Origin of the sequence: Streptomyces sp. Y1 (assembly GCF_041053115.1) — a bacterium.
In the GTDB taxonomy this organism is placed as follows: Bacteria; Actinomycetota; Actinomycetes; order Streptomycetales; family Streptomycetaceae; genus Kitasatospora; species Kitasatospora rubellomurina.
Genome location: NZ_CP163445.1, coordinates 5,308,455 through 5,329,630 on the forward strand (window position 1 = coordinate 5,308,455; position 21,176 = coordinate 5,329,630).

Here is a 21,176-nt window from a genome sequence, read left to right on the forward strand (position 1 = left end):
CTGTCATCGCGCGCGGGCCGTGGGATCACAGGGGCGCGCAGGGCGGGCGGTCAGGAGACCGCCGCCCGGCATGCGCCCGTGCCGCCGGTCAGCCGAAGGTCAGGTTGGCGCACGGGTCGGTGTCGGCGCCGCGGGTGTTCTCCGCTATCCCGGTGGGCACCCCGCTGGGCGCGCTGCTCGGGCCCGTACTGCCGCCCGTACCGGGGCCGGTGGTCGGGGTGGTGACCGAGTCGAGCTTGGTCCCGGGGGTCGGCGCGTAGTCCGGGCCGAGGGTGACGGTGATCGACTCGGAGCCGGGTGCCTCGACCGTTCGGGCGCCGGGGAAGAGGGCGGTGACCTGGTCGGCGGCGGCCTTCAGGGCGGGGTCGTACGCGATCTCGGTGTGCTGTTGGCCGGGGGTGTTGGCGCCGAGCGTGATGTTGTGGAAGCCGCGGGCCTTGAGCGCCTCGGCGCCGGAGCCGGCGAGTCCGGAGGTGCCGACGCCGTTGACCACGGTGATCGGCGCGCCGGCCTGTTCGGCGGTGAGCGGCCCGGTCGGGGCGGTGCCGGTCGGGGCGGTGGCGGTCGGGCTGGGGGTGGCGGTGACCTGGCCGGTGCCGGAGGTGCTGTGCCCGTCCAGGGTGCGGTCCTCGCGCAGCAGTTTCCACAGGGTGTCGGCGTCGGGCTGGACGAGCCGCACCCGGTCCCCGGCGAAGCGCCAGGGGGCGGTGACGAAGGTGACGTCGGAGAGCTTGATGTCGGAGACCGAGCGGGCGAAGTCCACCAGCTTCATCGCGGTGCCCAGCCCCTCGTCCACGGTGAGCGACTTGGTGGCCGCGTCGGCCAGCGGCAGCAGGGTGGGCAGTGAGAAGCCCTGGTCCTGGACCTTCTTGATCATCGAGGAGAGGAAGGCCTGCTGGCGCTTCATCCGGCCGATGTCGGAGTTGTCGCCGATGCCGTGGCGTATTCGCAGGTAGTCGACCGCGGACTGCCCGGAGAGCTTCTGCAGGCCCTTCTTGAGGTGGATGCCGTACTGGTCGACGTCGTTGGGCACGCAGGCGTCCACGCCGCCGATGGCGTCGGTCATCGCGGCGGCGCCCTTGAAGTCGACCACGATGGTGTGGTCGATCCGCAGCCCGGTGATCGCCTCCACGGTGTTCTGGGTGCAGGCCGGGTTGCCCTTGGGGGATTCGCCGATGCCGAACGCCGAGTTGAACATCTGGTCGGTCCGGGGCTTGGTCCAGGTGCCGTCCGCCAGCTTGCAGGACGGGATGGTGACCAGGGTGTCGCGCGGGATCGAGACGCCGACCGCGTGCTTGTGGTCGGCGTAGACGTGCACCAGGATCGCGGTGTCCGAGTTGCCGACGCCCTCGTCGCCGCCGGCGAGCGAGTTGTTGCCGTCGTCCCGGGTGTCCGAGCCGAGCAGCAGGACGTTCACCGGCACCTGGGCGCCGGGCGAGGCCGGGACGGGCGCGGGCGGGCGCTCGGTGGCGACGCCGCCCGCGTCGAAGGTGGTGATGTTGCTGTCCAGCCGGTGGTAGAACCAGGCGCCGGCGCCGACGACCGACAGCACCAGGACGGCTGCCAGGCCGATGGCGGTCCGCAGGTAGCGGCGCCTGCGCGTGCTGCTGCTCATCCTCCGAGCCCCCCGCCTTCAGCTTCTTCGTTCGACAGACGTTCGAACTTTAGACGTTCTGGCGGGCGGTTCGGTTACCGCCGGGCGGGGCCCGATTGGGGCCCGCGGGTTGTGATCCTGGTCACGCACCGGGCCCGGCGGCGCCCGCGAGCATCCGCTGGAGCAGGTCGCGCAGGACGGCCCGCTCGTCGTGGCCGAGCGCGGCCAGCGGCTCGCGGGCGAAGTTCAGCGACTCGCGCAGTTCCTCGGAGGCGGCGGCGCCGGTGTCGGTGGCGGCGACCAGCTTGACCCGGCGGTCCTGCCGGTCGGCGGCGCGGGTGACGAAGCCGCGGGTTTCGAGCCGGTCGACGATGCCGGTGATGTTGGACGGCTCGCAGCTGAGCGTCTGGGCGATCTGGCGCATCGGCATCGGGCCGCGCCGCAGCAGGGCGAGCACCTTGGCCTGGGCGCCGGTGAGCGAACGGGCGGCGGCGGCCTCCTCGTACTCCCGGTGGAAGAGTGCGACCAGGTTCGCCATCAGGTCGACGACCTCGCGGGTGATCTCGTCGGGCTCCGCCGCGGCGGCCTGGGTCGGCTGGGTTTCCATGCCTCCGAGTCTACCTGAAAAGTTGACATCATGAACCTTTCATGCCCATGGTTACTTCAGTTGGTCAACCTTTCATGCGCCGAACCCCCAAGGAGCACCCGTCATGGCAGAGCAGGCCGTCCCCGCCGCCGCCCGTGAATGGCACCTCGCCGCCCGCCCGCAGGGCTGGCCGGTGCCGACCGACTTCGCCCTGGTCGAGGCCCCGGTCCGGACCCCGGGCCCGGGCGAGATCCTGGTCCGCAACGCCTTCCTCTCCGTCGACCCCTACATGCGCGGCCGGATGAACGACGTGAAGTCGTACGTCCCGCCGTTCCAGCTCGGCAAGGCGATGGACGGCGGCGCGGTCGGCTACGTGGTCGCCTCCGGCGACGAGGCCTTCGCCCCGGGCGACGCGGTGCTGCACGGCCTCGGCTGGCGCGAGTACGCGACGCTGGACGCCCGGCACGCCGTCAAGGTCGACCCGCAGGCCGCGCCGCTCTCCGCCTACCTCGGCGTGCTCGGCATGCCCGGCATGACCGCCTACGCCGGCCTGCTCGCGGTCGGCGGCCTCAAGGAGGGCGACAAGGTCTTCGTCTCCGGCGCGGCCGGCGCGGTCGGCTCGCTGGTCGGCCAGATCGCCAAGCTCAAGGGCGCCTCGCTGGTGGTCGGTTCGGCCGGCTCGGCGGAGAAGGTCGCCAAGCTGGTGGACGAGTACGGCTTCGACGCCGCGTTCAACTACAAGGACGCCCCGGTCGCCGAGCAGCTGGCGAAGGCGGCCCCGGACGGCATCGACCTCTACTTCGACAACGTCGGCGGCGACCACCTGGAGGCCGCGATCGGCGCCCTGACCGTGCACGGCCGCGCGGTGCTCTGCGGCGCGATCGCCCAGTACAACGAGACCACCGCGCCCGCCGCCCCGCGCAACCTCGCCCTGGCGATCGGCAAGCGGCTGCGCCTGGAGGGCATGCTCGTGCGCGACCACGACGCCCTGCAGCCGCAGTTCGTCGCCGAGGTGGCCGGCTGGCTGCGGTCCGGCGAACTGCGCGGCGAGGAAACCGTGGTGGACGGCTTCGAGAACACCGCCGAGGCCTTCCTCGACCTGCTGCGCGGCGTCAACACCGGCAAGATGGTCGTCCGCCTGGAGGGCTGACTCCACGTCAGGAAGCTGACCGCCCCGCCCGCCCGAACCGGGGCGCGCGGGGCGGTTCGCGTGCACGGCGCAGGGGATCGGGCCTCACTACCGCATTCCGGCCGGATTCGAAAGTGCGTCAGTCGACCTGTGGCCGGGCGCGGTACGGTGGGTCTCGCCCAGTGATGGGGCCGTTCGGGGGAGAGATCCGACCGAAGGGTGGACCCAGTCGGGGATTCGACTAGCATTGAGCGAAAGCCTGTCCGTTTTGCTCAATTTAGTGGCTTAATGTCAGCTAACGTGGGTAAACGTGGATCAGTGATCGTGGATCGACTGCAGGCACGAGGCAGCTGGGGAAGGCGACCCTCGTCCACAGCCTGGAGGTCCCGGTGACGACACGTGGAGTTCTCTACATCCACTCCGCGCCCCGCGCGCTGTGCCCGCACGTCGAGTGGGCCGTCGCGGGGGTGCTCGGGGTTCGGGTGAGCCTGGACTGGATCCGCCAGCCGGCCTCGCCCGGGCACTGGCGTGCCGAACTCTCCTGGCAGGGGGAGCCCGGCACGGCCTCGAAGCTCGCCTCCGCGCTGCGCGGCTGGCAGCTGATGCGGTACGAGGTCACCAGCGAGCCCTGCGCCACGGCGGAGGGCGAGCGGTACAGCAGCACGCCCTCGCTCGGCATCTTCCACGCCGTCACGGGCATCCACGGCGACATCCTCATCCCCGAGGACCGGTTGCGCGCCGTGCTGCTGCGCGCCCGCAGCGAGGGCGCCGACCTGGAGACCGAGATCTCCCGGCTGCTCGGCAAGCCCTGGGACGACGAGCTGGAGCCGTTCCGGTACGCGGGCGAGGGCGCGCCGGTGCGCTGGCTGCACCAGGTGGTCTAGGAACGGCGGAAGGGGCCGGTGCTCGTCACGAGCGCCGGCCCCTTCCGTGTGCCGTCCCGGGTGCGTCAGCGGCTGCGGAACGCCAGCACCACGTTGTGGCCGCCGAAGCCGAACGAGTTGTTCAGCGCGGCGATCCGGCCCTCGGGCAGCTTGCGGGCCTCGTCGCGCACGATGTCCGCCTCCACGTCGTCGTCCAGCTCCTCGACGTTGATGGTCGGCGGGGCGACGCGGTGGTACAGCGCCAGCACGGTGGCGACGGTCTCGATGCCGCCGGCGCCGCCCAGCAGGTGGCCGGTCATCGACTTGGTGGCCGAGACGGCGATGTGGTCGAGGTCGTCGCCCAGCTCCTTGCGCAGCGCCTTCAGCTCGGCGGTGTCGCCCTGCGGGGTCGAGGTGGCGTGCGCGTTGACGTGCACGATCTCGGCCTTGTCCAGCTCGTTGCGCTCGAAGAGGTCGGCCAGCGCGCGGGCCACGCCGGCGCCGGTCGGCTCGGGCTGGGCGATGTGGTGGGCGTCCGAGGACAGGCCCTGGCCCACGGCCTCGCAGTAGATCCGGGCACCGCGCGCCTCGGCGTGCTCGGCCGACTCCAGCACCACGACGCCCGCGCCCTCGCCCAGCACGAAGCCGTCCCGGGCCTTGTCGTACGGGCGCGAGGCGCGCTCGGGCTCGTCGTTGTTCTTGGACATCGCCATCATGTTGGCGAACGCGGCGATCGGCAGCGGGTGGATCGCCGCCTCGGTGCCGCCGGCCACCACGACGTCGGCGCGGCCGCTGCGGATCATCTCGATCGCGTAGCCGATCGCCTCGGCGCCGGAGGCGCAGGCGGAGACGGGGGTGTGCACACCGGCGCGGGCGCCGACCTCCAGGCCGACGTTGGCCGCCGGGGAGTTGGGCATGAGCATCGGCACGGTGTGCGGGGAGACCTTGCGGGCACCCTTCTCGCGCAGCACGTCGTACTGGTCGAGCAGGGTGGTCACGCCGCCGATGCCGGAGGCGATGACAGCGCCCAGGCGCTCCGGGGCCAGCTTGGAGGCCTCGTCGGTGGCCGGGCCGTCGTAGCCGGCGTCGGCCCAGGCCTCGCGGGCGGCGATCAGCGCGAACTGCGCGGAGCGGTCCAGCTTGCGGGCCAGCGGGCGGGGCAGGATCTCGCCCGGCTCGACGGCGGTGCGCGCGGCGATCCGGACGGGCAGGTCGGCGGCCCATTCCTCGGTCAGGGCCGCCACTCCGGAGCGCCCGGCGACCAGGTTCTCCCAGGTGGTGGCGGCGTCGCCGCCCAGCGGCGTGAAGGCGCCGATACCCGTGACGACCACGGTGCGGTTTTCAGCGGTCACTGGTTTCTTCTTCTCTCACGTTGCGTGCGGTCGGCGGCGAGCCGAAAGATGGGCCCGGCCGGGCGCCCGGTGGGGCGTCCCGGCCGGTGGGCCGGCCTGACTCGGGGCGAGTCGGGCCGACCGGTCATCCGTCCGGGGCGGGTGAGCCGCCGGACGGATCGGAGGGATCGAACGCGTCGATCGCTCAGGCGTGGGCGAGGATGTAGTCCACCGCGTCGCCGACGGTCTTCAGGTTCTTGACCTCGTCGTCCGGGATCTTGACGTCGAAACGCTCCTCGGCGGCCACGACGACCTCGACCATGGACAGCGAGTCGACGTCCAGGTCGTCGGTGAAGGACTTGTCGAGCTGGACGTCCTCGGTCGGGATGCCGGCGATCTCGTTGACGATCTCGGCGAGACCTTCCAGAACCTCGTCCTTGGTAGCCATACTGGCTGCTCCTCTACAGGTGTTGAACGCATCCGACCGGCGGCCGGGTGCGGGCTTGTGGGTGGTGGGGCGATACGCGCCTAGGGGAGCGTAACGACTGTCGCCGCGTAGACGAGACCCGCCCCGAACCCGATGATCAGTGCGAGGTCGCCGCTGCGGGCCTCGCCGCTCTCCAGCATCCGCTCCATCGCCAGCGGGATGGACGCCGCGGAGGTGTTGCCGGTCTCGGCGATGTCGCGGGCGACCGGCACCGACGCGGGCAGCTTGAGCGCCTTGATCATGGCGTCGGTGATCCGCATGTTGGCCTGGTGCGGGATGAAGGCGCCGAGCTGGTCGGCGGTGATCCCGGCGGCGTCCAGCGCCTGCTGGGCCACCTTGGCCATCTCCCAGACCGCCCAGCGGAAGACCGGCTGGCCCTCCATCCGCAGCGCGGGCCACTTCACCTCGTCACCGGTGCCGTTGATCGCACCGGGCTGGGCGAAGGCGGTGTCCCAGGCCTGGGTCTGCGAGATGACGTCCTTCTGCGAGCCGTCCGAGCCCCAGATCAGCTTGCCGATGCCGGGGCTGTCGGACGGGCCGACGATCGCGGCGCCGGCGCCGTCGCCGAAGATGAACGCGGTCGAGCGGTCCGACTTGTCGGTCAGGTCGCTCAGCCGCTCGACGCCGATCACCAGCACGTACTCGGCGTTGCCGCCGCGGATCATGCCGTCCGCCAGGCCCAGGCCGTAGCCGAAGCCGGCGCAGGCGGCCGAGATGTCGAAGGCCGGGGCCGTGCCGCAGCCCAGCCGCTCGGCGATCTCGGTGGCGATCGCGGGGGTCTGCTTGAGGTGCGAGACCGTCGCGACGATCACGCCGCCGATCTGCTCCGGGGCGATGCCGGCCTGGGCGATCGCCTTGCCGGCGGCCTGCACCGACATCTCGGAGACGGACTCCTCCGGGCCGGCCCAGCGGCGCTGCTCGATCCCGCTGCGGGTGCGGATCCACTCGTCCGAGGAGTCGATCCACTCCAGGACCTCGGCATTGGGGATCACCCGGACCGGGCGGTAGCCGCCGACGCCGTGGATGCGCGAGTACTGCGCACCGGACGCCGGGCGGATCTGCGGCTTGCTCATGCCTGGTCCTCCTGCTGCTCGCCCGCGTGCTCCTCGATCAGGGCGCGGGCCTTGTCCAGGTCGGCGGGGGTCTTCAGGGCCAGCGTCGCCACGCCCTTGAGGTTGCGCTTCAGCAGCGCGGTGAGGGTCCCCGCCGGGGACAGCTCGATCACGGCCGTGGCGCCCAGTCGGCCGAAGGACTCCATGCAGAGGTCCCAGCGGACCGGGTTGGAGACCTGCGACACCAGGCGCGACAGCACCTCGGCGCCGGAGTCCACGACCCCGCCGTCCTGGTTGGACACGTACCGGACCTGCGGGTCCGCCACGGTCAGGCTCGGGGCGAGCTCGGCCAGCCGGGCGACGCCCGGGGCCATGTGCTCGGTGTGGAAGGCACCGGCCACCTTCAGCGCGACCATCTTGGCGCCGGCCGGCGGGTCCGCCTTCAGGGCCTCCAGCTGGGCCAGCGTGCCGGCGGCGACGATCTGGCCGCCGCCGTTGTTGTTGGCCGCGGTCAGGCCGTGCTCGGCCAGCTTCGCCGCGACGACCTCCGGTTCGCCGCCGAGCACGGCGATCATGCCGGTCTCGGTGACGGCGGCGGCCTCGGCCATCGCCCGGCCGCGCTCACGGACGAAGGTCAGCGCGTCGTGCGCGTTCAGCACCCCGGCGGCCGCGGCGGCGGTGATCTCGCCGACGCTGTGACCGGCGACGGCGCCGACCAGCTTGCGGGCGACGGCCTCGTCCGGGAACAGCTCACGGGCAGCCATCAGCCCGGCGGCGACCAGCAGCGGCTGGGCGACGGCGGTGTCCTTGATCTCCTCGGCGGAGGCCTCGGTACCGGCGTGCACCAGATCCAGTTCGGCGACCTCCGACCAGCGGCGCAGACGGTCGGCGACACCGTCGAGTTCGAGCCAGGGGCTGAGGAATCCGGGGGACTGGGCACCCTGTCCAGGGGCGACGATTACGAGCACGGTTCAACCCTCTCTCGCCAGGCGCCCAGGGGCGGGTAGGCGACGGTAACGAAGAAAACCATCCGGGATTGTATGGTCCCTACACCCGGAGTCAGCCGGGCTCCCCCGCGTCCGCGAGCCGGCCGAGGGCCAGCGCGATCCGGAGCGTGAACGCCGAACGTACGTCGGAGGGGGCGTACCCCGTGACGTCGGTCACGCGTCGGAGCCGGTAGCGAACCGTGTTGGGGTGGACGAAGAGCATCCGGGCCGCGCCCTCCAGGGAGGACGCCTGCTCCAGGTAGACACTCAGCGTCTCCAGCAGCGCCGAGCCCGCCTCGTCCAGCGGTGTGTAGATCTCCTCCACCAGCTGGCGCCGGGCGGCCTGGTCCCCGGCCAGTGCCCGTTCCGGCAGCAGGTCGTCCGCCAGCACCGGGCGGGGCGCGTCCGGCCAGGCCGCGCAGGCCCGCAGACCGGCCGCCGCGGCGTGCGCCGAGCGGGTCGCCGAGAGCAGGTCCGGCACGGTCGGGCCGACCACCACCGGGCCCGGCGCGAACTGGCCGATCAGCGCCCGGGCCGCGTGCACCGGCTCCTTCTCGCCGCCGACCACGACCACCAGGCGCTTGCCCAGCACCCCGGTCAGCACGTGCAGCTTGGCGTACCGGGCGGCCCGGCGGATCGCCTCCACCACCAGCTCGCTGTCACCGTCCGGCGCGCTGCCCATCACCACCCGGACCTGGCTGGGCTGGCCCCAGCCGAGCGCCGCGGCGCGCGAGAGCACGCCCTCGTCGGCGTCGCCGGACAGCAGCGAGTTGACCACCAGCGCCTCCAGCCGGGCGTCCCAGGCGCCGCGCGCCTCGGCCGCCTGGGCGTACACCTGGGCGGTCGCGAAGGCGATCTCCCGGGCGTACACCAGCACCGACTCGCGCATGTCCGCCTCGTCGCCGGGGGCGGCCACCTCCTCGATGGCCTCCTCCATCACCTCGATCGTGGTGCGGATCAGCTCGACGGTCTGGCGCAGCGTGATGGCTCTGGTCAGCTCGCGCGGGGCGGTGCCGAAGACGTCGGTGGAGATCGCCTGCGCGGCGTCGGGGTGGCGGTACCACTCGGTGAAGGCGGCGATGCCGGCCTGGGCGACCAGGCCGATCCAGGAGCGGTGCTCCGGCGGCATCCGGCGGTACCAGCCCAGCTGGTCGTCCATCCGGGAGATCGCGGCGGTGGCCAGTTTGCCCGAGGACTTCTCCAGCCGCTTGAGCGTCGCCGCCCGTCGCTCGGCCCGCTCGGCGGCGTTTCTGCGCTCCTGGGCGGTCAGGCGGGGCGCCGCGCGCCCGGGGCGGTCGCGGCCGGTCCTCGCGGCCGGGGTCTTCCCGGCCGGTTCGGGTGCGGCGGGGTTGGGTTCGCTCTTGGAGTTCGCGGAGGCGGCTGGCACAAGGACAAGACTGCCTCACGTGAGTGACTGCTCGCGCACACCCCCGGACCAGCGGTGCGGTGGCAAGGGTCACACCCATTACCGTGGGGCCGTGACTGAGGCCCCAGACCGCGGCCGTGCCGACCTGCGGCGCACCGCCGAACGCTACCGCTCCACGCCGGCCGAGGGCGTCGAGACCCGGCACGCCTTCTCCTTCTCCGGGCACTACGACCCGAAGAACACCCACTTCGGCGCGCTGCTCGCCTGCAACGAGGAACTGCTCGCCCCCGGCGCCGGGTTCGAGGAGCACAAGCACCGGGACACCGAGATCCTCACCTGGGTGCTGGAGGGCGCGCTGGCGCACCGGGACTCGTACGGGCACAGCGGCGTCGTCCGGCCCGGGATGGTCCAGCACCTCAGCGCCGGCTCCGGCGTCACCCACACCGAGCGCAACGTCGGCGGCGCCACCGGCCCGGTGCGCTTCGTCCAGATGTGGCTCCAGCCGGACGAGTTCGACGCCGCCCCGGCGTACGGGCTGCGCAAGGTGGAACCGGCGGACGGCGGGTTGACGCTGCTCGCCTCCGGGCTGGAGCGCGACGCCGGCACGGGCGCCCTGCGGCTGCGCCGCGGGGACGCGGCGCTCTGGCTGGCCACCGCGGGCCCCTGGCAGCCGCTGCCCGAACTGCCCGAGGCGCCCTGGCGGTACGCGCACCTGACGGCCGGCTCGCTCGGCTACCGGACCGTCCCCGGGCCCAAGGGCGGCGGCCGCTCGATGGAGCCCGGCGACAGCGTGCGGATCACCGGCGAGGCCTTCGCCGACCCGACCGCGGGGGAGACCGGCGCCGAACTCCTGCTCTGGGAGATGCACTCGCCGGTCTCGTACGGCTGATCCTCAGGTCCTCTCTTTTGGATCTTGTCGGATCAGGCAAAGATCCGAAAGAGAGGGCCTAGTTGCGCAGCTCGGCCAGGACGGCGTCCGAGAAGGGCGGCCAGGCCTCGGCGGCCCACGGCCCGAAGTCCCGGTCGGTGAGCGCGATGCAGGCCGCGCCGGCCTGCGGGTCGACCCACAGGAAGGTGCCGGACTGGCCGAAGTGGCCGAAGGTGGCGGGGGAGTTGGTGGTGCCCGTCCAGTGCGGGGACTTGGCGCCGCGGATCTCGAAGCCGAGGCCCCAGTCGTTCGGACGGCGGTGGCCGTAGCCGGGCAGCACGCCGGAGGTGCCCGGGAAGGCGACCTCGCGGGTGGCCCGCCGGACGGTGGACGGGTCGAGCAGCTTGGGCGCCTGCAGCTCGGCGGCGAACCGGGCGAGGTCCGCGACGGTGGACAGGCCGCCGGCGCCGGCCGGGGACTTGTGCGCGGTGTTGATCAGGGTGTCGTTCATGCCCAGCGGCTCGAACACCGCCTCGGCGGCGTACCGGTGGAACGCGATCCCGGCGGCCTCGGACAGCGCGTGGGCCAGCGCGTCGAAGCCCGCGTTGGAGTAGAGCCGGCGGTTGCCGGGCTCGGCGAACACCCGGTCCTCGTCGAAGCCCAGGCCGGAGGTGTGCGCGAGCAGGTGCCGCACGGTCGATCCGGGCGGGCCGGCCGGGTCGTCCAGCTCGAACACGCCCTCCTCGACGGCGACCAGTGCCGCGTACGAGCTGAGCAGCTTGGTCACCGACGCGAGCGGGAACAGCTGCTGCTGCGGCCCGTGCGCGCCCAGCACCGCGCCGTCCGACCCCCGCACCACCGCCGCGGCGGCGTTGGGCACCGGCCAGTTCTCGATCATCCGCAAGCTCTCCATGCCACCGACTCTAGCCGGGTGCCGCGGGCGCCCGGAGCGGACGCTTGCTTGGAGTGCACTCCAACTCGATAGCGTCGTCACGTCGCACCGCAGGGCTCGCACCGCAGAGGTCGCACCGCACAGGGGGAACGTCCATGGCCACACCCGTGCCCGTCCGGGCCGAACTGCGCAGCTGCGCCGAGGTGTTCGCCCTGCCGGTCGGCGAACCGGACCGGACGCCGCGGCACACCATCAGCGAGGTCTCCGCCGCCAGCGGGCTGACCGCGCACACCCTGCGCTGGTACGAGCGGATCGGCCTGCTCGACCCGGTCGACCGGGTGGCCGGCGGCCAGCGCCGCTACTGCGACGCCGACCTGCACCGGCTGGCGTTCCTGGGCCGGCTGCGGCTGACCGGCATGTCGGTGGCGGACATGCTCACCTACGTCGACCTGTCCCGCCGGGGCCGCCAGACGTACGACGAGCGGCGCCAGCTGCTGGTCGACCAGCGCGAGGAGGTCCGGCGGAAGATCGTCGACCTGCAGGCCACCCTCGCCGTGCTCGACCACAAGATCGATCTCTACGCCGGGAACGTCCTCGACGACACCGGCGACCCCGTCCAGTGCCAGTACCACCGAACAGAGGAAGAGCCGAGCGCATGACCAACCCCCTCCTCCCCACCGTCCAGCTCGGCACCGATGGCCCGCTCGTCGGCGTCCAGGGCCTCGGCTGCATGGGCATGAGCGAGTTCTACGGGCCGACCGACACCGACGAGGCGCTCGCCACCCTGGGCGCCGCGCTGGAGGCCGGCGTCACCCTGTTCGACACCGCCGACATGTACGGCTTCGGCCGCAACGAGGAGTTCATCGGCCCGTTCGTCCGGGCCAACCGCGACAAGGTGGTGCTCGCCACCAAGTTCGCCATCGAGCGCAAGGAGGACGACCCGACCTACCGGGCCGTCCGCAACGACCCGGCGTACATCCGCTCCGCCGTCGACGCCTCGCTGCGCCGGCTCGGCGTGGACGAGATCGACCTCTACTACATGCACCGCCGCGACCCGCGGGTGCCGATCGCCGAATCGGTGGGCGCCATGGCCGAGTTGGTGACGGCGGGCAAGGTGCGTCACCTCGGGCTGTCGGAGGTGAGCGCCGGCGAGCTGCGCGAGGCGCACGCCGTCCACCCGATCGCCGCGGTGCAGACCGAGTGGTCGGTGTTCTCCCGGGACGTCGAGGGCACGGTCGTGCCGGTCGCCGCCGAGCTGGGCGTCGGCTTCGTGCCGTACTCCCCGCTCGGGCGGGGCTTCCTGACCGGCTCCTTCCAGGCCGCCGACCAGCTCGCGGCGGACGACTTCCGGCGCAGCCAGCCGCGCTTCACCGGGGACAACGCGGCGGCCAACGGCGACCTGCTCGCCCCGCTGCGGGAGGTCGCGGCGGCGCGCGGTGCGACGCTCGCGCAGGTCGCGCTGGCCTGGGTGCAGCAGCGGGCCGAGGTGCACGGGCTGACCGTGGTGCCGATCCCGGGCACCCGCAAGCGCACCCGGCTGGTCGAGAACGCCGGGGCGGTCGCGCTGCGGCTGACCGCCGAGGAGCTGGCGCTGCTGGAGCCGATCGGCGGCGCGGTGGCGGGCGACCGCTACAGCGACATGGGCTTCACCCACGTCGGTCGGGAGTAGCGGGGGACGGGCCCGGGGAGCCTCCGGCGGGGCTCCCCGGCCCGGCTGTCGGTGCCGGGGGCGGCCGCGCCGGGTCGGTTGCGCCGGGTCGGTCGTGCCGGGTCAGGCCCTGCGGCCCAGGAAGGCGGCCAGACGGGTGTGCACGTCGGCGTCCTCGGCGACCGGCTGGACCTGGCCGAACGGGAAGTCCTCGCTGCGGTGCCCGGCCGGCAGCACGAGCTGGGCCATGCCCAGCGCCGCGCCCGACAGGCCCTCGTCCAGCACGAAGCCGTTGTCGAGGGACTTCGCGATGTCCCAGGTGTGGGTCACCGTCTCCATCAGGTAGGCGCCGACCACGGCGCCGCCGGGCGCCTCGCCCCAGGGCGCGAAGGTCGGGCGGCCGAGCTTGGCGTCCTCCGCCCAGGCGGCGGTCACCCGGGTGCGGACGCGGCCCAGCGCGGCCTGCCAGCCGTCGTCGGACGGGTCCTCGATGGCCGGGACGATGTCCTCGGCGTGGCCGCCCTCGCCCATGTAGGCGAAGCGGTGGGTGGCGCCGATCACGTGGTTCAGCAGCTGGCGGAGCGTGAACTCCTCGCAGGGCGTGGGCCGGTCGAGGTCGGCCGGGGTGACCGTCGCGACCAGCCGCTCCAGCTGGTCGAGGGCGGCGTGGTACTGCGGGCGGGCGTCCTGGACGGCGGTCATGGTGGTCAGCTCCGTGCTGTCGAGGGGAAGTTGGCCTTGCGGAGAGCAATCTCCCAGTAAAACCTGACAACTGCCGTCAGGATTGCTGGAATTCTCTGGTTCATGAAGGCCGACCGTCTGCTCTCGATCCTGCTGCTGCTCCAGACCCGGGGCCGGGTGCCCGCCACCGAGCTCGCCGAACGGCTGGAGGTGTCCGTCCGCACCATCTACCGCGACGTGGAGTCGCTGTCCGTCGCCGGGGTGCCCGTGTTCAGCGAACGCGGGCGGCACGGCGGCATCCGGCTGCTGCCCGGCTACCGCACGGACGTCACCGGGATGACCGTCGACGAGGCCCGCGCGCTGTTCGTCCTCTCCGCCCAGAGCGCGCACAGCGACCTCGGGCTGGAGGGCGCGCTCGGCTCCGCGCTGCGCAAGGTGATGGCGGCGCTGCCCGCGCCGCACCGCCCGGCCGCCGAGCGGGTCAGCGAGCGGATCCTGGTCGACCCGGCCCGCTGGATGCAGAACGCCCCGGCCGGGGCCGCGCCCGGCACCGGGCCGGACCTGGGGGAGTTGCAGTACGCCGTCTTCGCCGACCGCCGGCTGCGGCTGCGCTACCGGCACAGCGGCACCCCCGCGCCGGTGGAGTACGCGGTGGACCCGTACGGGCTGGTGAGCAAGGCCTCGGTCTGGTACCTGGTGGCCGACCTGCACGGCGAGCCGCGGCTGTTCCGGGCCGACCGGATCCTGGCCGCCGAGACCACCGAGGAGGTGGTGCGGCGCCGCCCGGGGGTGGGGCTCGGCGAGGTGTGGGCGGCGCTGCGCGAGCAGGTGGAGCGGGTGCCGAAGGACGTGCCGGTGCGGGTGCGGGTCCGGCGCGGGCGGCTGGACATGTTCCTGCGCATCCACGGGAGCCGGCTCACCGCGCCGCCGCCGGAGCCGGGGAGCGGGGTGAACCCCGGGGCGTGCGGGGAGTGGGCCGAGCTGGCGCTGGCCTTCCCGGCCCTGCCGGCCGTCCGGATGCTGCTCGCCTTCGGCGCGGACGTCGAGGTGCTGGCCCCGCCGGCCGCCCGGCGGGAGCTGGCGCGGGCGGCGGCGGAGGCCCTACGGCTCTACCAGGACTAGGAGTTGGGCAGGCAGGACTAGGAGTCGGGGTTGCGGACGACGTCCTGGTAGTGGCCGAGCGAGATCGCCGCGAAGTTGTGCAGGCTGTCCGTGCCGTCCGTGAAGTAGCCGTTGTGGCCGGACGCGCGGGCCGAGGAGATCTGCTCGGCGCCGAAGCCGCTCGCGGTCGGGTCGGCGCCGTGGCCGAGGCCGCCGACCTCCAGGAACGGGACGTTGCCGATCCAGTCGCTGGGGTTGCGGGTGGCCCAGACGTGCACGCCGCCGCCGAGCTCGCCGGTGCTCTGCACGCCCATGCCGGGGCTGCCGAACACCATCATGTCGGTGATGCCGGAGGTGTCGGACGGCGAGGCGGCCGCGCGCGGGATCTCCGGCGCCGCGTTGCCGCAGACCACCGAGCCGTACGAGTGGCACAGCAGCGCCGGGGGCGCGTCCGGCCGGGTGGTCTCGTGCAGCCCGGCGAGCAGTCGCTGCAGCCGGGGCGCGCCGACGTCGGCGAGCCGGGAGGTCGCGGCGTCCGGGCCGAGGCCGGAGGGGGTGACGTAGCCGGTCCAGGCGATCACCGCGGTCCGGATGCCCGGAGCCTGGCGCTGCTCCTCGGCGTGCAGGGCGCGGGCCATGCCGGCCGGGGAGCGCAGCGGTTCGGCGGCCTGGTCGAAGTGGCCGAGGTCGGCGTCCGAGCCGGGGACGACCACGGAGATCCGCTCGGCGTCCGCCAGGTCGCCCCACACCTCGGTGACGAGGCCGCGGCCGCGCGGGTCGAACGCGAGGATCTGGCGCTCGGGGGCGAGCAGGTGCTCGACGTCGTTGGCGCGCGAGACGGCCAGCGCGCGGGCGTCCGAGTCCAGCTTGGGGTCGGCGGCGCGGGCCCGGGCGCGGTCCCGTTCCTCGGCGAGGGCGATCTTGTTGGCGCGGTAGCGCAGGTCCAGCGGGGCGCCGTCGAAGTTGCCGACGACCAGCGGGTAGGCCTTGATCAGCCGGTCCAGCTCGGTGGGGGCGAGGGAGGCGAAGAACTCGGCGGCGGTGGCCGGGCTGGTGGTGGCCGGGTCGGGCAGGCCGTGGCCGAAGCTGTGGTCCTGGACCCAGGCGGCGCTGCCGGCCGGCGGGGTGCTGATCGCCAGCTGCTCGGTGGCGGCGGCGGCCTGGGCGGCTGCCGCACCGGCGTCGGCGAGCACGGCGCAGCCCGCGAACGCCCCGACCAGTACCCGCTTCCAGCGTCGACGGTTGCGCACCGCACCAACTCCCTTGGGCCCGTCACCGTTTCGCGGGCGGCGCCCGGAGGGTGTCTATGAGGACTGCTGAACTTCCCTGCGCAAGCCTAGAGGTCACGGGAGGGTGACGGACCCGACCAAACTGTGGGATGGCTCACATGAACCGGGGGTGTCGCCCCGGCGTCTCTCAGTGGTTCGTCCGCGCGTCCGCCGCCGCGTCGAACTCCCGCACCATGCGCTTGGGCGCGGTGAGCCGCCAGGCCTCGGTGACGAGGTCCCGCAGCTCCTCCGGGTCGACCAGGTCCAGTCGGACGCTGACCCAGCCGTGCCGGCCGACGTACCGGGCGGAGGAGAACACCTCGGGCTCGGCGGCGAGCAGTTCGGCCTGGTCGGCGGGGGTGGCCTTGACCGTGACGCTGTCGCCCTCGGGCGCGCCCATCGCGAAGATCTTGTGGCGGACCCGCAGGGTCTCGATCTCCCAGGTCGGCTCCTGGGCGGCCTCCGGCAGGGCCAGCGCCAGCGCGCGGAACTCGTCGAACGTCACCATGACGGCAGGTTAGGGCACGGCGCCGACAACGCGCCCCCGGGCGCCTCCCCGGCGCGCACCGGGGGGTGGTCGCCGTCGTCCGGGAGCGGCCGGGGGCGCGTTGTCGGTCGCCCCGCGCTCCCGTTTCCGCCCCGCGCTCCGGCGCCCGTCACACCACACCCAGCGCGTACGCCGCGAAGAGCGCCGCCGCGGCCCCGGCCAGGGCCTTGCCGCCCCGGGAGAAGGCCGTCCACGGCCCGTCGAAGCGCCGGGCGAACCACCCGATCGCCACCAGGACGGCCCCGAACAGCGGCAGCAGCGCCAGCCGGGCGGCCACCCAGCCGAGCGAGTCCGGCGCCGTGGTGAGGCCCAGGACGGCGCCCGGGCCGGCCGCGCCGGGCACCGCCACCGCGAGCATCGCGCTCTGGTGCCAGCAGAAGATCGTCATCGCGGACAGGTTCACCGCCACCACCGGCAGCCACAGCAGCGGACGGCCCGTCAGCAGCCGCCCCAGCCGCTCCCGCAGCAGGACCGCCGCGCCGCACTGGACGGCGGCGAGCGCGAGCACCAGCAGGGACGGCGGGTGCGAGTTGGTGCGCTCGACCCCGGGCACCCCGACCATGCTCGCCGGGTAGTGGAACACCACCAGCAGCACCGCGAACAGCGCGCCGCCGCCCAGCAGCAGCACCCGGGCCGCCCGCCGGCCGAGCCCGCCCCGCGCCCACAGCACGCCCAGCTGGTAGCCGAACAGCCAGCCCGGCAGGATGTTCAGCAGCCCGACCCAGGACGGCACGGCCGCGGCCCACGGGCCGTACCGCAGCAGGTCGACGGCCGCGACGACGGCCATCAGGAGGGCCGCCGACCAGCCGCCGAACCGCCGGCCGAAGGCCGCGCACAGCGGGGTGAGCGCCGTCAGCCCCAGGTAGACCGCGATGTACCAGAGCGGCTGCACCACCAGCGTGGCGCCGGTGTGCACGGTGTCCCCGGGCACGCCGAGCGCGGGCAGCAGCGGCAGCAGCAGCGCCCACACGGCCGCCACCCCGAGCACCGGGCGCAGCAGCCGGACGGACCGCGCCCACAGCCAACTCCGGTACGTCAGGCCCCTGCCGCGGGCCCGCTCCAGCGAACGGACCGAGGAGTGGCCGCCGACCAGGAAGAACACCCCGAGCAACTGCAGCCCCCAGCTGAGCGGGGCGAAGAAGCCGAGCGTGGAGAGCGGGCTGGCGTTGTGCAGGGCGCCGTCCGGGGAGCGGGTGAAGCCGCCGAGCAGCCAGTGCCCGATCGGCACCGCGAGCAGGGCGAGGGCGCGCAGGCCGTCCAGGGCGCGGTCGCGGGTGGCGGGGGTGCGGGCGTCGACCTGCCGGGCGGCGCGGCGCAGGGTGGCGAGGGGCGTGGCGGCGAGGGCCATGGTGGGTGCTCCTTGTCGGGGATCGGCGTTCAGGCCCGGCCGGGACCGAGGGCGAGGGCGGCGTAGGCGGCGAGGGAGGCGGTGCCGGGGGCGAAGTAGCCGGTGTGGCCGTGGGATCCGGTGGCGGGCAGCGGGCGGGCGCCGAAGCCGGGGTCGGTCGGGTCGGCGCCGTGGCCGAGGCCGAACAGCCGCACGTTCGGGACGTCGCCGATCCAGTCGGAGCCGTTGCGCTCGGTGGCCCAGAGCGGCACGCCCGGGTCGAGGTCGGCGGCGGAGTCGACGCCCATGCCGGGCGAGCCGAGCACCACCACGCCGGAGGCCTCGGCCGGGGTCGGGCGGGCCAGGCCGCAGACCACCGAGCCGTAGCTGTGGCAGAAGACGGTCGCGGGGCTCTGCGGGCGGGCGGTGGCGGCGAGCCCGTCGAGCAGGCGGGTGAGGCGGGGGGCGCCGGCGGCGGCGAGCCGTTCGGTGGCGGCGTCCGGGCCGAGGCCGACCGGGGTGGTGTAGCCGGCCCAGGCGATCACGGCGGTGCGGTGGCCGGTGGCCTCGTACAGGGCGCGGGCCATGCCGGCGGGGGTGCCGTACGGGTCCTCGGCGCGGTCGAAGTCGAGCAGGTCGATGTCCGAGCCGGGGACGATCACGGAGATCCGTGCGGCGTCGGCGAGTTCGCCGTACACCTCGGCGACCTGGCCGCGGCCGCGCGGGTCGAAGGCGAGGATCTGCCGGTGGCCGTCCAGCAGGGTGCGGTAGCGCTCGGCGCGGGTGCGGGCGGCCTCGTGATCCTGCGGGGTGAGGGCGGGGTCGGTGGCGCGGGCGAGTTCGCGGGTGCGTTCGGCGGCGAGGGCCAGGGCGTTGGCCCGGTAGCGCAGGCGGATCGGGGCGCCGTCCAGGTTGCCGACCGTCAGGGGGTGCCGGAGGGCCAGCGCGTCCTGCTGGGCGGGGGGCAACGCGGCGAAGAAGGCGGCGACTTCGGCGGGCGCGGCGGTGGCCGGGTCCGGCGGGCGCGGGCCCTGGGCGGCGTCGGCAGTGAAGTCGGCGGCGCCCGGGGGCGGGCCGGTGACGGCGGTCTGGGTGTCGGCGGCCCAGCCGCCCGCACCGAGCACCGCGGCCAGTGCCAGCGCGGCGGCGAACGCCGGTGCGCCTCGAAGCTTGCCCATGTTCCTGCTCTCCCTGGTCCGTTCGGCTTGCGACGGGGAGGAAGGTAGGAACGCGACGGCCCCGCGGACATCGGTCCGCGGGGCCAACTCCGGGGTGCTACCGGGGTATCAGGCGGGTATCAGGCCCAGCTATTGGCCGGGCGTCACCAGGCCGGACTCGTAGGCCAGCACCACCGCCTGGGCCCGGTCGCGCAGGTCGAGCTTGGCGAGGATGCGCCCGATGTGGGTCTTGACGGTCTGTTCGGCGAGCACCAGCTGCGCCGCGATCTCCTGGTTGGACAGGCCGCGGGCGATCAGCTCCAGCACCTCGGTCTCGCGCGGTGTCAGGCCGTTGAGCCGGACCTTGGGGTCGCGCCGCCTGGCGGGCCGGGTGCGGGCGAAGTCCTCGATCAGCCGGCGGGTGACCGAGGGGGCGAGCAGGGCCTCGCCGGCGGCGACGACCCGGACGGCGGCGATCAGGTCGGCGGGCGGGGCGTCCTTGAGGAGGAAGCCGCTGGCCCCGGCGCGCAGCGCCTCGTACACGTAGTCGTCCACGTCGAAGGTGGTCAGCATCAGCACCTTGGGGCGGTGCGCGCCGGGCGTCGCGGGGTCGAGGAGCCGCCGGGCGGCCTCCAGGCCGTCCATGACGGGCATCCGGACGTCCATCAGCACCACGTCGGGGTGGGTGCGGCCGGTCACCTCCAGGGCCTCGGAGCCGTCCGCCGCGTCCCCCACCACGTCGATGTCGCTCTGGGCGCTGAGCAGGGCGGCGAAGCCGGCCCGCACCATGGCCTGGTCGTCGACGATGATCACGCGGATGGTCATGCGGGTGTCTCCCGGAGGGTGTCAGGGCTGGTCGGGCTGGTCGGGCGGGTCGAGCGGCAGGACGGCGGCGACCTTGAAGCCGCCGTCCGGCAGCGGGCCGGTGTCCAGCCTGCCATCGACCAGCCGGACGCGTTCGCGCATTCCGGCCAGGCCGTGACCGGTGCCCTCGACCGCGGCCTCCAGCGACTCGGTGCGCTGCGGCGGGGGCGCGTTGACGACGGTGACCAGCAGCGCGGGGCCGTCGACGGCGAGCGAGACCCAGGTCCGCGCGCCGGGCGCGTGCCGCACCACGTTGGCCAGCGCCTCCTGCACGATCCGGTAGGCGGACAGGTCGACGGCGGGCGGCACCGGCCGGGGCAGTTCCGCGGGGAGGGTGAGTTCGGCGGGCACCCCGGCCCGCCGCACCGTCTCGACCAGCTGGGCGAGTCGGGGGATGCCGGGCTGCGGGGCCTTCTCGGCGGCGGAGTCCTCGCTGCGCAGCACGCCGAGCAGCCGGCGCATCTCGGCCAGGGACTCGCGCGCGGTGCCGGCGATGGTGCCGAACTCCTCGGCGGCCTCGGGCGGGACGTCCGCGATCCGGTAGGGCGCGCTGGCGGCCTGCACCGCGATGACCGACATGTGGTGGGCCACCACGTCGTGCAACTCCCGGGCGATCCGGGCGCGTTCCTCCAGCAGGGTGCGGCGTTCGCGTTCGGCCTCGCTGATGTGCTCCTGCTCGGTGAGCAGCCGGCGGGCCTCGGCGCGGTCCCGGACGGCCCAGCCGAGCAGCAGCACGGCGCCGCTGAGCGCGATCAGCAGGACGGTGGTGGCGTCGCCGGAGCGGGGCAGGCCGAGGGCGGTGGTGAGGACGGTGAGCAGGACGGTGGCGACCCAGGCCGCGACCAGGGTGGCCCGGCTCTCGCGCAGGGCGAGGGCGAGCAGCAGGACGACGTACGCGATGATCATCGGCGCCGTCCACGGCCAGCTGCCGTGGAAGTGGTGGTGGCGGGCGGTGATGCCGGCGGTGACGACCAGGGTGGCGGCGCTGATCCACCAGGCGGCCAGTGGCCGGGTGATGGCGAGGAACAGCGGTGTGGTCTGGGCGATGGTGAGCGCGGCGGCGACGGGCAGGTCCAGGCCGTAGAAGTTGACCAGGGCGGCGATCCCGCTGGGGATCAGCCCGGTCTGCAGGAGGGCGGCCAGGACGTACGGCAGCCGCCGGACCCAGCCTCGGCGGGAGGTGCCGAGCAGCGGGGTGTGGTCGCCGCTCGGGGTGGTCAGGTGGTGCCGCAGGGTGCGCAGTTGGCGCAGGGCGTACGCGCGGACGTCGGCTTCGGTGGGCGTCTTCATCGCGGGCCAGCCTAGGAGGCCGGCCCGCTCGGGTCGTCGGACTGGAGCGCGAACTTCCGGGTGCTACCGGGGTGGTGGGGGTGCTACCCGGGTATGACGCGCCGGTGCTACGGGCGCCGTACGGGCGCCCGCGCCGCGC

At 74.0% G+C, this 21,176-nt stretch carries 21 protein-coding genes; 6 read left to right on the forward strand and 15 right to left on the reverse strand.

All coding sequences use genetic code 11. The features are described 5' to 3' along the window. Positions 1 to 88: 88 nt before the first annotated feature. Together AB2U05_RS22970 and AB2U05_RS22975 are read right to left on the reverse strand one after the other, a co-directional pair. Positions 89 to 1,615 carry an LCP family protein gene (locus AB2U05_RS22970; protein WP_369184108.1) on the reverse strand — a complete coding sequence of 509 codons (1,527 nt, stop codon included), beginning with the start codon at positions 1,613 to 1,615 and terminating at the stop codon, positions 89 to 91. A gap of 121 nt (positions 1,616 to 1,736) precedes the next feature. Next, on the reverse strand, positions 1,737 to 2,201 hold the full coding sequence (locus tag AB2U05_RS22975) for a MarR family winged helix-turn-helix transcriptional regulator (RefSeq protein ID WP_369184109.1): 465 nt from the start codon (positions 2,199 to 2,201) through the stop codon (positions 1,737 to 1,739). A 103-nt stretch (positions 2,202 to 2,304) separates the two neighbouring features. Between AB2U05_RS22975 and AB2U05_RS22980 the strand changes: the two genes are divergently transcribed. Both AB2U05_RS22980 and AB2U05_RS22985 read left to right on the forward strand, forming a co-directional pair. Further along, positions 2,305 to 3,330, forward strand: a complete 1,026-nt coding sequence (locus AB2U05_RS22980; protein ID WP_045693738.1) for an NADP-dependent oxidoreductase — start codon at positions 2,305 to 2,307, stop codon at positions 3,328 to 3,330. Between the two features lie 368 nt (positions 3,331 to 3,698). Then, positions 3,699 to 4,193, forward strand: a complete 495-nt coding sequence (locus tag AB2U05_RS22985; protein ID WP_045693740.1) for a DUF3145 domain-containing protein — start codon at positions 3,699 to 3,701, stop codon at positions 4,191 to 4,193. A gap of 65 nt (positions 4,194 to 4,258) precedes the next feature. Here AB2U05_RS22985 and fabF read toward each other — a convergent pair whose 3' ends face one another. From fabF to AB2U05_RS23010, 5 genes are all read right to left on the reverse strand, one after another. Further along, positions 4,259 to 5,524 carry a beta-ketoacyl-ACP synthase II gene (gene fabF / locus AB2U05_RS22990; protein WP_045693742.1) on the reverse strand — a complete coding sequence of 422 codons (1,266 nt, stop codon included), beginning with the start codon at positions 5,522 to 5,524 and terminating at the stop codon, positions 4,259 to 4,261. A 184-nt stretch (positions 5,525 to 5,708) separates the two neighbouring features. Then, positions 5,709 to 5,951, reverse strand: coding sequence for an acyl carrier protein (locus AB2U05_RS22995; RefSeq protein ID WP_045693745.1), 243 nt, complete (start codon positions 5,949 to 5,951; stop codon positions 5,709 to 5,711). 80 nt (positions 5,952 to 6,031) lie between these two features. Continuing rightward, entirely contained in the window at positions 6,032 to 7,063 is a 1,032-nt protein-coding gene (locus AB2U05_RS23000) for a beta-ketoacyl-ACP synthase III (protein ID WP_045693747.1), read from the reverse strand. Next, positions 7,060 to 8,010, reverse strand: coding sequence for an ACP S-malonyltransferase (locus tag AB2U05_RS23005; protein ID WP_369184110.1), 951 nt, complete (start codon positions 8,008 to 8,010; stop codon positions 7,060 to 7,062). Before AB2U05_RS23005 ends, AB2U05_RS23000 begins: the two co-directional genes overlap by 4 nt. 91 nt (positions 8,011 to 8,101) lie before the next feature. Then, the gene (locus AB2U05_RS23010; RefSeq protein WP_045693832.1) at positions 8,102 to 9,298 is read right to left on the reverse strand and encodes a CdaR family transcriptional regulator; all 1,197 of its coding nucleotides are present in this window, start codon (positions 9,296 to 9,298) and stop codon (positions 8,102 to 8,104) included. Positions 9,299 to 9,506: 208 nt separating this feature from the next. Here AB2U05_RS23010 and AB2U05_RS23015 point away from each other — a divergent pair, with 208 nt between their 5' ends. Continuing rightward, positions 9,507 to 10,283: a pirin family protein gene (locus AB2U05_RS23015; protein WP_369184111.1), complete on the forward strand. Its 777-nt coding sequence runs from the start codon at positions 9,507 to 9,509 to the stop codon at positions 10,281 to 10,283. Between the two features lie 58 nt (positions 10,284 to 10,341). Here AB2U05_RS23015 and AB2U05_RS23020 read toward each other — a convergent pair whose 3' ends face one another. Further along, positions 10,342 to 11,175 (reverse strand): serine hydrolase, encoded by an 834-nt coding sequence (locus AB2U05_RS23020; protein ID WP_045693755.1) that lies wholly within the window; start codon positions 11,173 to 11,175, stop codon positions 10,342 to 10,344. A 134-nt stretch (positions 11,176 to 11,309) separates the two neighbouring features. Between AB2U05_RS23020 and AB2U05_RS23025 the strand changes: the two genes are divergently transcribed. Next, positions 11,310 to 11,813, forward strand: a complete 504-nt coding sequence (locus tag AB2U05_RS23025; RefSeq protein WP_063773469.1) for a MerR family transcriptional regulator — start codon at positions 11,310 to 11,312, stop codon at positions 11,811 to 11,813. Next, on the forward strand, positions 11,810 to 12,823 hold the full coding sequence (locus AB2U05_RS23030; RefSeq protein WP_369184112.1) for an aldo/keto reductase: 1,014 nt from the start codon (positions 11,810 to 11,812) through the stop codon (positions 12,821 to 12,823). The genes AB2U05_RS23025 and AB2U05_RS23030 overlap by 4 nt, the downstream gene beginning before the upstream one ends. 102 nt (positions 12,824 to 12,925) lie before the next feature. Here the strand turns inward: AB2U05_RS23030 and AB2U05_RS23035 are convergent, their stop codons facing one another. Next, entirely contained in the window at positions 12,926 to 13,504 is a 579-nt protein-coding gene (locus AB2U05_RS23035; RefSeq protein ID WP_369184113.1) for a TIGR03086 family metal-binding protein, read from the reverse strand. A gap of 102 nt (positions 13,505 to 13,606) precedes the next feature. On the opposite strand from AB2U05_RS23035, the gene AB2U05_RS23040 reads away from it, so the two are divergent. Continuing rightward, positions 13,607 to 14,605, forward strand: coding sequence for a YafY family protein (locus AB2U05_RS23040; RefSeq protein WP_045693758.1), 999 nt, complete (start codon positions 13,607 to 13,609; stop codon positions 14,603 to 14,605). A 17-nt stretch (positions 14,606 to 14,622) separates the two neighbouring features. Here the strand turns inward: AB2U05_RS23040 and AB2U05_RS23045 are convergent, their stop codons facing one another. The 6 genes from AB2U05_RS23045 to AB2U05_RS23070 form a co-directional block, all read right to left on the reverse strand. Then, positions 14,623 to 15,834 (reverse strand): alpha/beta hydrolase, encoded by a 1,212-nt coding sequence (locus tag AB2U05_RS23045; protein WP_045693760.1) that lies wholly within the window; start codon positions 15,832 to 15,834, stop codon positions 14,623 to 14,625. 166 nt (positions 15,835 to 16,000) lie between these two features. Beyond that, positions 16,001 to 16,360 (reverse strand): MmcQ/YjbR family DNA-binding protein, encoded by a 360-nt coding sequence (locus AB2U05_RS23050; protein WP_369184114.1) that lies wholly within the window; start codon positions 16,358 to 16,360, stop codon positions 16,001 to 16,003. A 148-nt stretch (positions 16,361 to 16,508) separates the two neighbouring features. After that, the gene (locus AB2U05_RS23055; protein ID WP_045693764.1) at positions 16,509 to 17,747 is read right to left on the reverse strand and encodes an acyltransferase; all 1,239 of its coding nucleotides are present in this window, start codon (positions 17,745 to 17,747) and stop codon (positions 16,509 to 16,511) included. Between the two features lie 29 nt (positions 17,748 to 17,776). Next, positions 17,777 to 18,904 (reverse strand): alpha/beta hydrolase, encoded by a 1,128-nt coding sequence (locus tag AB2U05_RS23060; RefSeq protein ID WP_369184116.1) that lies wholly within the window; start codon positions 18,902 to 18,904, stop codon positions 17,777 to 17,779. A gap of 129 nt (positions 18,905 to 19,033) precedes the next feature. Further along, positions 19,034 to 19,708, reverse strand: a complete 675-nt coding sequence (locus AB2U05_RS23065; RefSeq protein ID WP_045693767.1) for a response regulator transcription factor — start codon at positions 19,706 to 19,708, stop codon at positions 19,034 to 19,036. Between the two features lie 21 nt (positions 19,709 to 19,729). After that, on the reverse strand, positions 19,730 to 21,037 hold the full coding sequence (locus tag AB2U05_RS23070; protein WP_369184117.1) for a sensor histidine kinase: 1,308 nt from the start codon (positions 21,035 to 21,037) through the stop codon (positions 19,730 to 19,732). Positions 21,038 to 21,176 lie beyond the last annotated feature (139 nt).

Bases quoted from the DNA above. Each gene is read 5' to 3' on its own strand.
- AB2U05_RS22970 (WP_369184108.1), bottom strand. From the start codon at position 1,615: ATGAGCAGCAGCACGCGCAGGCGCCGCTACCTGCGGACCGCCATCGGC.
- AB2U05_RS22975 (WP_369184109.1), bottom strand. From the start codon at position 2,201: ATGGAAACCCAGCCGACCCAGGCCGCCGCGGCGGAGCCCGACGAGATC.
- AB2U05_RS22980 (WP_045693738.1), top strand. From the start codon at position 2,305: ATGGCAGAGCAGGCCGTCCCCGCCGCCGCCCGTGAATGGCACCTCGCC.
- AB2U05_RS22995 (WP_045693745.1), bottom strand. From the start codon at position 5,951: ATGGCTACCAAGGACGAGGTTCTGGAAGGTCTCGCCGAGATCGTCAAC.
- AB2U05_RS23000 (WP_045693747.1), bottom strand. From the start codon at position 7,063: ATGAGCAAGCCGCAGATCCGCCCGGCGTCCGGTGCGCAGTACTCGCGC.
- AB2U05_RS23020 (WP_045693755.1), bottom strand. From the start codon at position 11,175: ATGGAGAGCTTGCGGATGATCGAGAACTGGCCGGTGCCCAACGCCGCC.
- AB2U05_RS23025 (WP_063773469.1), top strand. From the start codon at position 11,310: ATGGCCACACCCGTGCCCGTCCGGGCCGAACTGCGCAGCTGCGCCGAG.
- AB2U05_RS23030 (WP_369184112.1), top strand. From the start codon at position 11,810: ATGACCAACCCCCTCCTCCCCACCGTCCAGCTCGGCACCGATGGCCCG.
- AB2U05_RS23035 (WP_369184113.1), bottom strand. From the start codon at position 13,504: ATGACCGCCGTCCAGGACGCCCGCCCGCAGTACCACGCCGCCCTCGAC.
- AB2U05_RS23040 (WP_045693758.1), top strand. From the start codon at position 13,607: ATGAAGGCCGACCGTCTGCTCTCGATCCTGCTGCTGCTCCAGACCCGG.
- AB2U05_RS23050 (WP_369184114.1), bottom strand. From the start codon at position 16,360: ATGGTGACGTTCGACGAGTTCCGCGCGCTGGCGCTGGCCCTGCCGGAG.
- AB2U05_RS23055 (WP_045693764.1), bottom strand. From the start codon at position 17,747: ATGGCCCTCGCCGCCACGCCCCTCGCCACCCTGCGCCGCGCCGCCCGG.
- AB2U05_RS23060 (WP_369184116.1), bottom strand. From the start codon at position 18,904: ATGGGCAAGCTTCGAGGCGCACCGGCGTTCGCCGCCGCGCTGGCACTG.
- AB2U05_RS23065 (WP_045693767.1), bottom strand. From the start codon at position 19,708: ATGACCATCCGCGTGATCATCGTCGACGACCAGGCCATGGTGCGGGCC.
- AB2U05_RS23070 (WP_369184117.1), bottom strand. From the start codon at position 21,037: ATGAAGACGCCCACCGAAGCCGACGTCCGCGCGTACGCCCTGCGCCAA.